Here is a 14014-nt window from a genome sequence, read left to right as displayed (position 1 = left end):
TAGCGAGCTTCGTGCGAGGCAGGATAGGTAGAAGCAAGAATAATCTATAACTTTTTATAAGTTATCAGTAGCAGAATGACACATAATGACAAAGATTTTAGCTTACAACGTACGAATTGATGAACAGCCCTTTGTTGATCAATGGGCAAAGGAACATGGTGTGCAAGTTGATAGTACTGATAAAGAATTGCACGATGACACGGTTGAGATGGCCAAGGGTTACGACGGAATTGATTTCAAGCAACGAACCGTAGTGACTCAAAATCCAGATTTCTATAAAAAATTAGCCAGTTATGGCATTGTTCAAATGTCAGCGCGTTCGGCTGGTATCGACACCGTCAATTTGAAGTGGGCTAAGGAAAATCATTTGCGGGTAACCAACGTGCCGTCCTATTCACCAGAGGCGGTGGCTGAGATGGCACTAACTCAGGCAATGCAACTCATTCGCCACATCCCACAATTTAACGACCGACTCAGTGACAATAATTATGTCGTGCTTGGGTTACGGTCACAGGAACTAACTGAGCTGACAGTCGGCATCGTGGGTGTTGGCCGGATTGGCGGTACCTTAGCACGAATTTTCCACGCCCTTGGTGCAACGGTGATCGGCAATGATCTGCGTGCACCGCGTGAAGATTTACGTGGGGTTATGACCTATGTCAGCAAGGAAGAACTGTACAAACGGGCCGACATTATTTCCGTGCACGTTTGGGGCGGCGACGATAATTTCCATTTGATCAACGACAAGGCCTTTGTACAAATGAAGCCAACCGCCTTCTTCATCAACGACTCCCGTGGACCAGTAGTGGATACCCAGGCGTTGATCAGTGCGCTGAACAACCAGCAGATTGCTGGCGCGGCGCTGGACGTGGTTGAGGATGAAACCAAGGTCTTCAACAAGAAGTTTGATGGCCCAACACCGGTTGATCACTATAATCAGTTGAAGAAAATGACGAATGTGTTACTCACGCCGCACGTGGCGTTCTTCACTGACCATGCTGTCAAGAACATGGTGATGCAGTCGCTGGATGATACTTTGGCAATCATCAGTGGTGGGAAGAGTGAGCATGAGTTTTGAGAAGTATTGTGAATCGTTTTTTCGAGACTCAAAACCACTATTAGGGCTGGTTCTTTTTAGTTATCCAGCTAAATGATTCTTAAAACGACTTTTGTAGCATGTCTCTTAAGCTTAAAAAACCTACCGTAATTTAAATTAACGGAGAAACGCCCACAGAGGTATTGCTGTGGGCGTCTTTATGCTGCCATAATGATGTTAACAATCGAAGACGTTAGGATAGGCCGAGGAACACGAAAAGTCATTTACAAAAGCTCATGGTTATTCTACTATTACAAGGAGCATGTCAGTAATGTGAGATGTATGACTGATAGTTGTTGATCAACAGATAATCTGGATTGGAGAAGACGTTATGAAATTTGGAAAATTAATGACGATTACATTTTCAGCTGCTTTGTTTACTTTATTAACACCGGTCTCTGGTAACGCTAAAACTAAGGTGCGGTCGTACGAAAATATTAGTAATGCGACTTATACGGTGACTAATAAAAACGCTAACGTGTATTCATCAGCTAAATTAACGCATAAAAAGGGCAAACTTGGTACATATGGATCAAAGGTGACAGGCTACTATGCCGCGCACGTTTCAAAGAATGGCAAGGCCAGCATCTATTATAAGTTTAAGGTCGGTAAGAGTACCGGTTGGGTCTGGCATGGTTATTTAAAAAAAGCTAAACCCGCTGAAAAGTTCAATGAAGCAGTAACTGATGCACGGTTCTTGACGTTGATCAATCAGCATCGAACCGCGGGCGGTCTAGCGCCAGTAACGTTAGATTCTAACCTGTTTCAGAAGGTAACACTGGTTCGTGCTAACCAGATTGTCAAGAATTTTAGTCACACGGATGCTGCTGGTAATTTTATTGCGTCTGACATGGCGGATGCTGCTGGGTTTAATGCTGGATATTTTAACGAAAATCTTGCATACGATTTCTGGCAAGGTTCTAATCAAGCTACGGCAGATGATATTTTTCATATGTACTTCTATGACGATGCCGCTTCTAACTGGGGTCACCGGGATAATATTATGAGTGCTCAAGCGACAAGAGTTGCGGTGGCCTCGGTCTATCACGATGGTGACGTTTATAACGTCATGAACTTTTATAGTTCTCTAAATTAATCGGTTTATCATAGGGAAACCTGACAAGTTTAACCTAAACAGTTATTCTGCGTGGAGATGAGTGGGAGTGATGGTTCGTTACTTTCGTGAAGCAGCCTAAAAAAGGGGCAGTAAGATTGTGACGACAATCTTACTGCCCCTTTTTACTGTGCGGCGAACTATTTCTTACTCAAACTCTTCAAATACTTCAAAGCAACTTCTTTATAAACGTCATCCATCACCAAGAATTGGCTCAATTCAACGTATTCGTTCATCTTATGAGCATTCTCCCAGTCACCGGCACCCATAACGACGATTGGGAACTGGTTTTCGGCTTTACGATACTCTGAGGCATCGGTGGCACCATGGATGACTTTAAATTCAGTGTCATGTTTCAAGGCTTTACTTGATTCTGATTGTGCCAACTGAACCAGTGGGTCTTCTTTATCGGTGACCACTGGATCAAAGGACATATCCACGTTGAAGGATAAATCAGTATCAGCAGCTGAGCTCAGACCACGACAGATCATATTCAACCGCTTGATCACAGCACCGTTACCAAATTCAGGTGTGGCACGGATGTTTCCTTGCAGTTCGGCGTGACCTGGAATCGTGTTGACTTGGTCGCCACTATTGAAGACGGTGATACTGTGAACCAATGGGCCAACTTCCTTGCTTGGCTTCACGTCAGCGAAAAGATCGGCTTCAGCGTTCACAAACTTCACCAAGTTAGTCAAGGCGTTGACACCTTGTTCTGGCATGGAACTGTGAACGGGTGTCCCTTCGGAAGTTACGGTGTAATTCAGTGAACCGTTGTGGGCGTAAACCACATCGCCACTAGTTGGTTCACCGATGATCATGCCATCTACATCATCGACTTCACCCTGTTCGGTTAATTGTCTAGACCCAGCGGCACCGTATTCTTCACCGACTGTGGCTAGTAAACGGATGCGACCAGGAATTTTAACTTTGCTGTCCGCTAAATCAATCATGGCGATAACCATAGCAGCCAGACTGCCTTTCATGTCTGCACTGCCACGGCCATAAAGGCGGTCACCGTGGACTTCAGCTGACAATGGGCCATGTGCCCAATCGTCCACATTACCGAAACTGACAGTATCCATGTGACCAGCAAGCGCGAAAACAGGCGTTGCGTCTGGTTCGCCAAGCTCAGCAATCAGGTTGTTGCGCCCAGGAGACGTTTCAACTTGCTTAACTGTGATGCCGTGATCCGTAAGTAACTTTTCTAAGTAATCCGCAATCATTTTTTCGTGATCATTAGCCGAATCAATTTGCACCAAGTGCGTTAGGATGTCAATTTTATTTTGTTTATCCATAGTGACCTCCGCTTTCATTTTCAGACTTATACTTTACATTATAAACTTTTTTCGGACAATTGTCCCCTTTAGCACTCGGTGTTTAGTGTGCAAAAGCAGTTTTAAATGGCTTTATGGCGGTATTTTAATCAATTTAAGATGATTTGTTTGTACAACTTTCACAAGGACGATTTTTAAAATTTTACACAGTTTATTGAAAATGTAAAACGACGCTACTCTCATTTTCGGAGCAGCGTCGTTACTTGTTGTTTACTTTTGTGATGCGCCAGTTGTGGTATCCAAATTTTCTGGCATCTTTGGTTTTGCCAATGCACCTGTTGTAGCATCGGCGGTGTTACTGTTTTTACCCGGCTGAGATGACGCACCGGAAATCGCATCAAACGCGCCGTTTTCAAACATACTGATCACTTGGTCAACGTTTGCGGTGCATTCCAAAGTCCCTAAGTAGGCACCGGCGTCATCACGTAACGCATAGTAAGTGGTCAAAATTTTGTGGCCGTTTTGTGTGCTGGGAATGTTTATGGAATCCTGTTTACCCGCTTTAAAACTTTCAATAAGTGATTTGATGGTCGGCAGAATTTTGGCAGGATGAATTTCTGCCAGCGTTTTGCCAATCTGGTCTTGAGAGCGGCCGTGGTTGCGATTCGGCTGATCTGAATACCAACTAAAGCGGTCGTTAGCATCCACCAAGTCCAACTCAAAGGGGAGCGTTTTAAAAATTTGCTGAAGCTCAGTCAATGTTAAAGTCCCACTTGGAAAAGTGACGTGGGCATCTTTCGTGAAAGGCTCATTATCTGGCATAAAATCATCCTCCAATGTTAATTTGATGTCTATATTATAGTACGAAACTATGAGGACTTCAGAAATTTAGAAATAATGCTTGCCAAATAAGAACATATGTTTGTATAATGTATGCAAACGTATGTTCGAGGTGAGCGTGATGAATTACCAAAATGAACCTCACGGGGTCTTCTTTTTAATCGATAATAAGTCGTTTTACGCCAGCGTCGAAGCTGTTGCACGAGGGTGGAATCCACTAAAGATTAGCCTTGTAGTGATGAGTGAAGCTGAGAATACGAACGGTGGTCTGGTTTTAGCCACGTCACCGGAAGCTAAGAAACGTTATCATTTACAAGCGAACGTTTCCCGTGCCCGGGAAGTACCGCAGGACCCGCAATTAGTGGTGGTGCCCCCACGGATGAATTTATATATTAAACGCAATCTACAGATCAACGATATTTTTCGCCGGTTTGTTGCCAACGAAGATTTAATGCCATATTCGATTGACGAATCGATTTTGGATTTAACCCATTCTTGGCGATTATTTGGGAAGACACCAAGAGAAGTCGCCGTTCGAATTCAAAAAACGGTGCGACGAGAATTAGGGTTATACACCACCGTTGGAATTGGTGATAATCCTCTCCAAGCTAAGTTAGCGTTGGATCTTTATGCCAAGCATGATGCTGATCTGATTGGTGAGATTCATTACTCAACCGTACCGCAAACGATTTGGCCGGTTGATAGTTTAACGGCCATTTGGGGGATTGCGAAGCGAACCGCAGCTCACTTAAACCGTCTGGGAATCCATAATATGTATCAGTTGGCCCACGTGGATCCGTATCAGTTGAACGGCGAAATGGGGTTGATGGGTCAGCAACTGTTTGCCATGGCGTGGGGGATCGATCGGTCACAGTTACACAAGCGCCGTGGACCTAAAAATGCCAGTTTGGGGAACTCCCAAGTGTTGCCCAGAGACTACGTAAAGCAGGCAGAGATTGAAACGGTGATTAAAGAAGTCGGTGAACAAGTGGCTTCTCGTCTACGTCATCACCATAAGCAGGCAGGTTGCGTGTCACTGGGCATCGGCTTTTCCTACGCCGCCAGTGAAGCAGATGGGCGCAGCGGGTTTCATCAGGAGATGCGCATTGCACCAACTGATCAGAATACTGAGATTACGGCCGCAATCCTTGATTTGTTTAGGCGCAACTGGGGAGGTCAGGCCATTCGAAACGTAGCGGTTTATACGTCTAGGCTGTGTCCGTCAACAGGCTTGCAGCTGAACTTTTTTGAACCGGCTAAGACGCAACTTAAGCGTGTTAAGGCTGACCATGTGGTTGACGCAATTCGTGACCGGTTTGGTTTTACTAGGTTAGTGTACGCTAACAGTTTACAAAAAGGTGGTACCGCTATTGATAGAGCGTCATTAGTCGGCGGACATAACGGAGGGAATGCTTATGAATAAGGACTTAAAATTAATTACGGAACGTTTGGATGCTGGTTTTAAACGATTGCCGCAAGTTCGCTATCAAGTTCAAATCACGGATGATCCGTATGATAAAACGTATAATTTCTTCCTTAACTATCAGCACCGTGGTCAACGGTTGAAGTCTCAGCCTTTGCACAGTATTCAGCAATACCAGTTAACCTATTTGGAACAGGTGGTTAAGGGACTAAGGGAACACACTAAGCTGAGTTTTGAGTTTGTCGGTTTTACAGGCCAACGCTGGCCATCTAGTCAGCGTTTAATTCAAAGCAGGCGATTAAACAATGAGTAAGTTACAGCAGATTAATGATGATCAATTGGTGCAGCGCTTCTTCGATCACGATTATCAGGATCGTGGTGTGGTGAAGTGGCAGGGATTCTATCTGTCGGATCACACAGCCGCACTGAAAAAGCAGGCCAAACAAGAAGCAAAAAAGTATCCGGCTAGGACGCAGCAATCCGTGGAAGAGATCGCTCAAGTATTGAGTGAAGCCTATGCGAACGGTCAAACGGTGAGTGTTCAGTTGAATAACCGGAATCTGAATGGTGAATTTTTACCAGATTTGGTTGGCAAGGTGATTGGGTATGAGGATGAGATGGTTTATTTGGAAGGGCAGCAAGGGTTTGAGATTGGGGATGTGAGAAACATAGAGCGTGGAAGCAGGCGTTAAGGGACTGGCGTGTAAGGTGATGTTGGCATAAATCCAAAACCGGGATTTTTACCAACATCACCTTACACGTCGCTCCTTAACCGCCTGTTTCCACACTCTAATCCGGATCCTTCAACGATTTTCCACTCTTAATCTGTTTAAAATCAGCAAACGCATCATCAATTTGCTTGAATTCTTCGTCGCTCAATTCTACATTCAACGCTTTCACATTAGCTGCTACTTGTTCCGGTTTTTTAGCCCCTGGAATCACAACGCTGATCAGTGGATTCTTAATGTACCAAGCTAAGACAGTCTGCGCCACCGTGGCATCGTGCGCTTCCGCAATTGGCCGAACAGCATCAACCGCCGTGAGAATTTTCCCGTAACGCGGTTCTTGGAAGTCAGCTATTTGACTGCGGATATCGTCTTCTGGGAAGGCGATATCTCGTTGATACTTACCCGTCAGCAAACCACTCGCTAATGGGAAGTATGGCACGAAGCTAATATTATTTTCCTTTAAATATGGCAGCATATCTGCACCACGGTCTTGATGCAGCAAGCTAAATTCATCTTCCACCACGTCAACGTACCCATCAGCGTTAGCTTCCTTGATTTGATCCAGACTGAAGTTGGAAACGCCAATTGCCCGAATCTTACCTTGTTCGCGTAAACGTTGCAGTGCACCCACTGCTTCGGCCTTTGGTGTATCGTGATCTGGAAAATGCAGGTAGTAAATGTCGATGTAGTCGGTTCCTAAACGCTTCAGGCTATCATCCACTTGCTGGGTGATAAACTTTGGATCGTTACGAATGACTTGTTCACCTGATGAAAAATCGTGAGCACCTTTAGTGGCAATCACTAACTGATGACGGTCAAAGTCCTTGATAGCTTGGCCCACCAATTCCTCAGAATGGCCCAGTCCGTAAACGTAGGCGGTATCTAACAACGTAATGCCGTTTTCAATACCGGTCTTAACGATGTTTAAACCATCCTCGTCATTCAAATTTGGGAAGAGGTTATAACCACCAACTGCATTGGTTCCAAGACCTAATGGGGTTGAGGTGACTTCTGATTTACCAATTTTTACTGTTTTTGACATCGTAAATCCTCCTTGTAAGCGTTTTAGCATACAGTCTTATTATAACCAGTTTGACCCGCAAAAATAAATAAAAATAAAGTTAGCACTCTACTTGCAAGAGTGCTAAAAAGGTGATACTATATAATTGTTGACGGGGATATAAGAACTATATCAGACTTGTGTTCGATATAATGTTAATATCCGCCTCGACTGACTAGACTAACCAACTTAATAGCAATCAGCGAGGCACCGTCGACCAGACGGTGCCTTTGCGTTTTGCTTGGGCGTCAAATCACATGGGGGTGTATGTAATATGGCAAATTATTTTAACAATGATCCATTCTTCAATAACAACATGGATGATATGTTTAACAGCCTATTTCGACAGATGGGTAATGGTGAAACTGCACGCTACGAAGTCAACGGCCACGAGTTAACGCCGGATGAATTCGCACAGTACCGTGCAACGGGGAAGTTACCAGACCGCGAACATGAAATTGAAGTGAACGATACTGGTGATCACGCCGTTAAAAAGGGCGGTATTTTGGAGAAGTTAGGTCGTAACTTAACACAAGAAGCTCGCGATGGCTTACTGGATCCTGTCATTGGTCGGGACAAGGAAATTCAAGAAACGGCTGAAATTCTAAGTCGTCGGATCAAGAACAACCCAATCCTTGTTGGTGACGCTGGGGTTGGTAAGACTGCAGTTGTTGAAGGTTTAGCACAGGCGATTGCTGATGGCAAAGTACCTGAAGCCGTTCAAGGTAAGGAAATTTGGTCCATTGATTTGTCCTCACTAGAAGCCGGAACGCAGTTGCGAGGTTCATTTGAAGATAACATTAAAAACTTAGTCAAAGAAGTGAAGGCTGCCGGTAACGTCATTTTATTCTTCGACGAAATTCACCAGATTTTGGGTATTGGTTCTACTGGCGGTGAAGAAAATGGCGGTAAAGGCTTGGCTGACATCATCAAGCCATCACTTTCTCGTGGTGATATTACCGTGATTGGTGCAACCACTCAAGATGAATACCGGAACACCATTTTAAAGGACACGGCGTTAGCTCGTCGATTCAATGATGTAACGATCAACGAACCATCACCGGAAACGACTTTGGCAATTTTGAAAGGGGTCAAAGGCCTCTATGAAAAGCACCATCACGTCAGCTTACCGGATGATGTGTTGAAAGCGGCGGTGGACTATTCCGTTCAATACATGCCGCAACGGACGTTACCAGATAAGGCCATCGATTTGATTGACATGACCGCGGCTCATTTAGCAGCTGGCAACGCTGGCTCCGATGAAGCAAGTCTGAAAGAACAACTGAAAACAGCTCAAAAGACCAAGGACGAAGCCGCTAAAGCTGAAGATTATGAAAAAGCCGCTAAAGCTAAGGAACGCGTCGAAAAACTGGAAGCTCAAATCAAGCATGCTGACGACACCACTGAAAGTAACGTGGTTGCGACGCCAAATGACGTTGCTGAATCCGTTCAACGGCTGACTGGCATTCCCGTTGCTAAGATGGGTACCAACGATATTCAGCGTTTGAAAGGCATTGCTGACCGGCTGAAGTCTAAGGTCATTGGCCAAGACGAAGCCGTTGACATGGTAGCCCGTGCCATTCGTCGTAACCGTGCTGGGTTTGACGAAGGTAACCGGCCAATCGGCAGCTTCCTGTTCGTTGGTCCTACCGGTGTGGGTAAGACGGAATTGGCTAAGCAATTAGCCCTGGACATGTTTGGCAACAAGGATGCCATTATCCGGTTGGACATGAGTGAATACAGCGATCGGACCGCGGTTTCCAAGTTAATCGGGACCAGTGCTGGTTACGTTGGTTACGAAGACAACGGCAACACCTTGACTGAGCAAGTTCGTCGTAACCCATACTCAATCGTTCTCTTGGATGAAATTGAAAAGGCTGATCCGCAAGTGTTGACGCTTTTGCTGCAAGTCATGGATGACGGTCGTTTGACGGATGGTCAAGGTAACGTGGTCAACTTTAAGAACACGATTATCATCGCCACCTCTAACGCCGGTTTCGGTAACGAAGCTTTGACTGGTGACAAAGAGAAGGATATCAGTTTATCTGAACGTTTGGCACCATACTTCAGACCAGAATTCCTGAACCGGTTCAACGGGATCGTTCAATTCAGTCACCTGACCAAGGATGATCTGAGTCAAATCGTTGACCTGTTATTGGACGACGTTAACAAGACATTGGCTAAGAAGGGGATTACTTTAACGGTTTCTGACGATGCTAAGAACTGGTTGATGACGGAAGGTTACGATGAAGCAATGGGCGCACGTCCGCTTCGTCGGGTCATTGAACAGCAAATTCGTGACAAGGTCACTGACTTCTATCTGGATCACTTGGATGCCAAGCACCTGCAAGCTGATCTAGTAGATGGCACGATTAAGATTAGTGAAAAGGCTGCGGTGACAGCTTAATTGCCGCTGTTGATCAGATTATAAGCTATTAACATACGAAGAGCAGGACACCAATATGCTTGGTGTCCTGCTTTTTGTGTTAAATAAATGAATAATTAGATTGTTTTCGATGAACTTGATTATTTCCAGTAACTTTCCAACAACGTGTTTTTTAAACAAAAAATCTATTATAATATTGTATTATAGCAGATTAAATTAGATTAAATGCGGAGGATAGATCATGTACAAGTATGAGCGAGTTGCAAATAATATTATGAGAGATATTAAATTGCAAGTCCTGAGACCAGGGCATAAATTACCTACTGATGAACAATTAATGATAAATTATCATGCGAGTAGGGTGACAGTTAGAAAGGCCATTGACTATTTAGTTGATTCCGGCATTGTTAATAATAAGCGACATCAAAGGCTTATAACCGATACCGTAAGTAATTTAGAGGACACGTTTACTCAATTTAGGCCTTTAGTACCAATCATTTGTACAGAGGAAATTACCAATGTAATTACTGAATCAGAAGTGGAACAATCCAACCCATTTAGCCAAGAACTATTTCATAGAAACATCGGTGCTTACTTTAAGGTGGATCTTTGGTACCAACATAATAATACTATTATTGCGAATACTAGGAGCATTGTACCGGCTGAATTAGTTTCTAGCAGTTCAACGGATATGTATAACAAAAAGGACATTCAAAGACTAATTGAAGAAAAGGTTTATGATATTGGTTATAACTCACAGATTAAAGTTGAGGTTATCAACCCACAAAAGGTGATTTTTAAACACGCTATATATGGCAGTTCTAATTCAATTTTCTTTAAGATTATCGAGTGTATTTATGATTCAAATGAAAGAGTTATATTGACAAACGAACATTATTTATCAACAAAACTCGCAAAATTAATCTTTTATACTAGCTAAAAGCAATACAACTTTGTCCTATTGACCAACTTTTTTATTTTTGTTACTTTGATTGCGTTGTAAGCGGTTCCGTTTCACGTGCGATTGGAGGATCAGAAAATGAATAAAAGAAAAGTTGGCTTTTTTCATGATTTCAACTTATTGGCACTTTTACTAATTCCAATTGGTGTCTCGCTAAGTGTCGTAGGGTATCAACTATCGACAATTTTAAAGTTACCAATTTTCATTGATTTAATAGGTACCGTAATGGTCTCGATGATTGCAGGGCCATGGGTTGGTGCAGCTACTGGCGTTTTAGGCAATTTAGTTAATGGGATGCTTAATCCAATTTCAATACCCTTTGCTTTTGTATCTCTATGTACAGCGTTAGCCACAGGATATTTATCTCGATGGAAAATGTATACAAACATTGTTGGAATCGTAATTGCGGGAATTATCGTTGATGTAATTTCTGCGTCATCGTCAGCGGTAGTTTCAGTTTTACTTTTTGGTGGTGTTACAGGAACGGGAACGGATTTCTTAACTGCTGCCTTTTTAGCAACTGGGCAACAAATTTGGACCTCTGTGATTTCGACAAACTTGATTTCGGGTACAGTGAATACGATTATCAATATGGTTTTAGCATTATTAATTATTCATAACATTCCGGCACGGTTCTTAATTAAATTAAACTACGGATGGAATTATATTCCTAAAAAGTTACGTCATTTGGAGGAATCCCTATCATGATTAATCAAACTAATATTATTAAGCGACTTTATCCTACAACCAAAGTATGGTTAGTCATTGCAATCACACTTTGTAGTGTGTTTTTCTCTGGGTATCTTTTTCAATATGGCGTATTCGTGATTGGATTGATATTAGCAATTTTAGGTCAAGTGACAGGTAAATATTTATCGTTATTTTTCAAATCAATTTTTTTAGTTGCCTTGTTTATCTTTATTATTCAGACACTGTTTGTTTATCACGATCATATCATTCTAAGTTGGGGTATTATTCATGTCTCTAATACTGGCTTACAGATGAGTTATACGATGACTTCAAAAATCGTTGCAATTGGTGCAATTTTAATTTGGTTTTTTCAAGTAACTGAGGTTAAGGACATTGCAGCAGCGATGCAAAATGCCGGATGGAACAAAAAACTTACTTTTGTAATTTTATCGACAATGCAATTAATTCCACAGATGTCTGCTTTAACAGCTACTATTGCAGATGCACAAAAATCTCGTGGTGTAGAAACAGAAGGCAATCTTCTCACGCGTATTAAATCTTTTGTACCCATGTTAGGCCCGGTAGTACTCACATCAATAGAGCAGAACGAAGAACGTGTACTTACGTTGGAATCAAGAGCGTTTTCTAGCAAAGTACGACCTACTTTGATGTTACCGATAAAGAAAACGGGTATGGATAAAATTTTAAGCTGGGTTATCATTATTGCCTTTTTAATCAGCTTTTATTTGGGGGTATTTAAATGAATTCAGTCATAGAATTAAAAAACATTAATTACCGTTATCCTCTAACTGAAAAAAAGACATTAATGAATATAAATTTGAACGTAGAGCAGGGAACGATATTAGGTATTATGGGAGTTAATGGCTCTGGTAAAACAACTTTGTGTAATGTTATACGAGGGTTCATTCCCAGCTTTTATCAAGGAAATTTAGACGGTGAAGTTCTGCTAGATGGTAAGCCAATTGCCCAGTATGATGAAGCACAACTGAGTATGAAAATTGGTTATATTTTTCAAAACCCGTTTACTCAAATTTCTGGTGTAAAAGATACAGTAAAGGAAGAAATAGGATATGGATTAGAAAACTTAGGGAAGCCGAGTGATGAAATATTAGAACGTGTAGCAAAAATCATTAATTTGCTTGAATTAGAAGACATTCAAAATAAAAATCCATTTGATCTTTCTGGAGGTCAAAAGCAACTCGTAGCAATTGGATCAATATTAGCTTTGAATCCTGAAATTATTATTTTTGATGAGCCAACTTCTCAGCTAGATCCAGCAGGTACAAATCGTATTTTTAAAATTATCGAGAATTTAAAGAAGGATAGTAAAACGGTTATCATTGTGGAGCACAAGATTGATTTAATGATGGAATGTATTGATCAATTATTAGTTCTAAAGTCGGATGGGACGCAGTTGGCTCTTGGTAAACCTGAAATGGTTTTGAAAAAACTATTAAATGAAAACGAAGTAGCTTTACCGACAGCCGCGCGTGTGTATCGAGAATTAGTGCAACGTCAATTAGTAGAAAAAGGGGAATCGGTTCCTGTTACTCGTGCTGATATCGTGTCAGTAATCAATAAAATGGAGGAGGCCTGAACATTGGAGAGCGTAAAATTAGAAAAAGTTTCTTTTGCCTATGATGTTAAAAATTCAGTGATTGAAAATATTAATCTTGCTTTTCAATCAGGGACGGCAACAGCAATTGTTGGTCAAAATGGAGCAGGTAAAACGACCACTGTGAAATTAATTAATCGCTTACTGGTTCCTCAAAAAGGACATGTGTTTGTTAATGGTGAAGACACTAGAAATCTTACTACTGCAAAAGTCGCACTGAAAGTAGGATATTCATTTCAAAACCCAGATGATCAAATTTTTAATAACAGTATTCGTAAAGAGATTGAATTCGGACCTAAGAAAAATGGTATTACTGGTGAGGAATTGGAGAAGCGTGTTCAGTATGCCGCTAAATTGACTGGATTGATGGATTCCCTTAATGAACACCCATATAATTTTCCTTATTCGTTACGAAAATTCATTACGATTGCTTCGATTATTGCAATGGACCCGGATATATATATTTTCGATGAGCCAACAGCCGGTCAGGATTCTGTTAGCCGACAAAAATTAGCCAGTATCATTGAGGAATTAGTAAAGAACAATAAATGTGTCATTGTTATTACCCATGATATGAATTTTGTTGTAGAGAATTTTAAACGCGTCGTAGTATTATCAAAGCATATGGTTTTAAGAGATGGTACACCCGAAGAAATTTTCACGGATAAAAAATTGATGAACGATGCAAACATTGAACCAGCTGAGGTAATTTCAATTGCGCAACGAGTTAAGCTATCTCAGACACCACTGAGCGTTACACAATTAGTCGATGATTTAGTTGCAGCAAATGGAAAGGAATAGTT

At 41.9% G+C, this 14014-nt stretch carries 14 protein-coding genes; 11 read left to right on the top strand and 3 right to left on the bottom strand.

What is annotated here, in order from left to right; genetic code table 11:
- Window positions 1-85: 85 nt before the first annotated feature.
- Window positions 86-1078: a D-2-hydroxyacid dehydrogenase gene (locus CES82_RS00425; RefSeq protein ID WP_098823349.1), complete on the top strand. Its 993-nt coding sequence runs from the start codon at window positions 86-88 to the stop codon at window positions 1076-1078.
- Window positions 1079-1427: 349 nt separating this feature from the next.
- Complete coding sequence (locus CES82_RS00420; protein ID WP_098823348.1) at window positions 1428-2192, top strand: CAP domain-containing protein; 765 nt, start codon at window positions 1428-1430, stop codon at window positions 2190-2192.
- Between the two features lie 158 nt (window positions 2193-2350).
- Here the strand turns inward: CES82_RS00420 and CES82_RS00415 are convergent, their stop codons facing one another.
- Together CES82_RS00415 and CES82_RS00410 are read right to left on the bottom strand one after the other, a co-directional pair.
- Complete coding sequence (locus tag CES82_RS00415) at window positions 2351-3508, bottom strand: ArgE/DapE family deacylase (RefSeq protein ID WP_098823347.1); 1158 nt, start codon at window positions 3506-3508, stop codon at window positions 2351-2353.
- Window positions 3509-3757: 249 nt separating this feature from the next.
- Window positions 3758-4309, bottom strand: coding sequence for a PAS domain-containing protein (locus CES82_RS00410; protein ID WP_098823346.1), 552 nt, complete (start codon window positions 4307-4309; stop codon window positions 3758-3760).
- A 139-nt stretch (window positions 4310-4448) separates the two neighbouring features.
- Here CES82_RS00410 and CES82_RS00405 point away from each other — a divergent pair, with 139 nt between their 5' ends.
- Genes CES82_RS00405 through CES82_RS00395 form a run of 3 tightly spaced genes read left to right on the top strand, consistent with a single transcriptional unit; the run spans window position 4449 to window position 6442 of the window.
- On the top strand, window positions 4449-5750 hold the full coding sequence (locus CES82_RS00405; protein WP_098823345.1) for a Y-family DNA polymerase: 1302 nt from the start codon (window positions 4449-4451) through the stop codon (window positions 5748-5750).
- Window positions 5743-6063 carry an acetyl-CoA carboxylase gene (locus tag CES82_RS00400; RefSeq protein WP_098823344.1) on the top strand — a complete coding sequence of 107 codons (321 nt, stop codon included), beginning with the start codon at window positions 5743-5745 and terminating at the stop codon, window positions 6061-6063. The genes CES82_RS00405 and CES82_RS00400 overlap by 8 nt, the downstream gene beginning before the upstream one ends.
- Window positions 6056-6442, top strand: coding sequence for a hypothetical protein (locus CES82_RS00395; RefSeq protein ID WP_098823343.1), 387 nt, complete (start codon window positions 6056-6058; stop codon window positions 6440-6442). Before CES82_RS00400 ends, CES82_RS00395 begins: the two co-directional genes overlap by 8 nt.
- 97 nt (window positions 6443-6539) lie before the next feature.
- Here CES82_RS00395 and CES82_RS00390 read toward each other — a convergent pair whose 3' ends face one another.
- Window positions 6540-7520 (bottom strand): aldo/keto reductase, encoded by a 981-nt coding sequence (locus CES82_RS00390; RefSeq protein ID WP_098823342.1) that lies wholly within the window; start codon window positions 7518-7520, stop codon window positions 6540-6542.
- A 292-nt stretch (window positions 7521-7812) separates the two neighbouring features.
- On the opposite strand from CES82_RS00390, the gene CES82_RS00385 reads away from it, so the two are divergent.
- The 6 genes from CES82_RS00385 to CES82_RS00360 all read left to right on the top strand — a co-directional run bounded on the left by CES82_RS00385 (window position 7813) and on the right by CES82_RS00360 (window position 14012).
- A complete protein-coding gene (locus CES82_RS00385) occupies window positions 7813-9945 on the top strand; it encodes an AAA family ATPase (protein WP_098823341.1) in 2133 nt (710 codons plus the stop codon).
- Between the two features lie 220 nt (window positions 9946-10165).
- Complete coding sequence (locus CES82_RS00380) at window positions 10166-10864, top strand: GntR family transcriptional regulator (protein WP_098823340.1); 699 nt, start codon at window positions 10166-10168, stop codon at window positions 10862-10864.
- 99 nt (window positions 10865-10963) lie between these two features.
- Entirely contained in the window at window positions 10964-11593 is a 630-nt protein-coding gene (locus CES82_RS00375; protein WP_098823339.1) for an ECF transporter S component, read from the top strand.
- The gene (locus CES82_RS00370; RefSeq protein WP_098823338.1) at window positions 11590-12339 is read left to right on the top strand and encodes an energy-coupling factor transporter transmembrane component T; all 750 of its coding nucleotides are present in this window, start codon (window positions 11590-11592) and stop codon (window positions 12337-12339) included. The genes CES82_RS00375 and CES82_RS00370 overlap by 4 nt, the downstream gene beginning before the upstream one ends.
- The gene (locus tag CES82_RS00365; RefSeq protein ID WP_098823337.1) at window positions 12336-13193 is read left to right on the top strand and encodes an energy-coupling factor ABC transporter ATP-binding protein; all 858 of its coding nucleotides are present in this window, start codon (window positions 12336-12338) and stop codon (window positions 13191-13193) included. Before CES82_RS00370 ends, CES82_RS00365 begins: the two co-directional genes overlap by 4 nt.
- A gap of 3 nt (window positions 13194-13196) precedes the next feature.
- Window positions 13197-14012 (top strand): energy-coupling factor ABC transporter ATP-binding protein, encoded by an 816-nt coding sequence (locus tag CES82_RS00360; RefSeq protein WP_098823336.1) that lies wholly within the window; start codon window positions 13197-13199, stop codon window positions 14010-14012.
- Window positions 14013-14014: the final 2 nt, after the last annotated feature.

It is taken from the genome of Secundilactobacillus silagincola (genome assembly GCF_002583405.1).
Taxonomy (GTDB): domain Bacteria; phylum Bacillota; class Bacilli; order Lactobacillales; family Lactobacillaceae; genus Secundilactobacillus; species Secundilactobacillus silagincola.
Note: the sequence above shows the minus strand (reverse complement) of the source record. Positions and strands in the feature narration are given on the sequence as shown.

Coding starts and splice junctions, on each gene's coding strand:
- CES82_RS00425 (WP_098823349.1), top strand. CDS start 86: ATGACAAAGATTTTAGCTTACAACGTACGAATTGATGAACAGCCCTTT.
- CES82_RS00420 (WP_098823348.1), top strand. CDS start 1,428: ATGAAATTTGGAAAATTAATGACGATTACATTTTCAGCTGCTTTGTTT.
- CES82_RS00415 (WP_098823347.1), bottom strand. CDS start 3,508: ATGGATAAACAAAATAAAATTGACATCCTAACGCACTTGGTGCAAATT.
- CES82_RS00410 (WP_098823346.1), bottom strand. CDS start 4,309: ATGCCAGATAATGAGCCTTTCACGAAAGATGCCCACGTCACTTTTCCA.
- CES82_RS00405 (WP_098823345.1), top strand. CDS start 4,449: ATGAATTACCAAAATGAACCTCACGGGGTCTTCTTTTTAATCGATAAT.
- CES82_RS00400 (WP_098823344.1), top strand. CDS start 5,743: ATGAATAAGGACTTAAAATTAATTACGGAACGTTTGGATGCTGGTTTT.
- CES82_RS00395 (WP_098823343.1), top strand. CDS start 6,056: ATGAGTAAGTTACAGCAGATTAATGATGATCAATTGGTGCAGCGCTTC.
- CES82_RS00390 (WP_098823342.1), bottom strand. CDS start 7,520: ATGTCAAAAACAGTAAAAATTGGTAAATCAGAAGTCACCTCAACCCCA.
- CES82_RS00385 (WP_098823341.1), top strand. CDS start 7,813: ATGGCAAATTATTTTAACAATGATCCATTCTTCAATAACAACATGGAT.
- CES82_RS00380 (WP_098823340.1), top strand. CDS start 10,166: ATGTACAAGTATGAGCGAGTTGCAAATAATATTATGAGAGATATTAAA.
- CES82_RS00375 (WP_098823339.1), top strand. CDS start 10,964: ATGAATAAAAGAAAAGTTGGCTTTTTTCATGATTTCAACTTATTGGCA.
- CES82_RS00370 (WP_098823338.1), top strand. CDS start 11,590: ATGATTAATCAAACTAATATTATTAAGCGACTTTATCCTACAACCAAA.
- CES82_RS00365 (WP_098823337.1), top strand. CDS start 12,336: ATGAATTCAGTCATAGAATTAAAAAACATTAATTACCGTTATCCTCTA.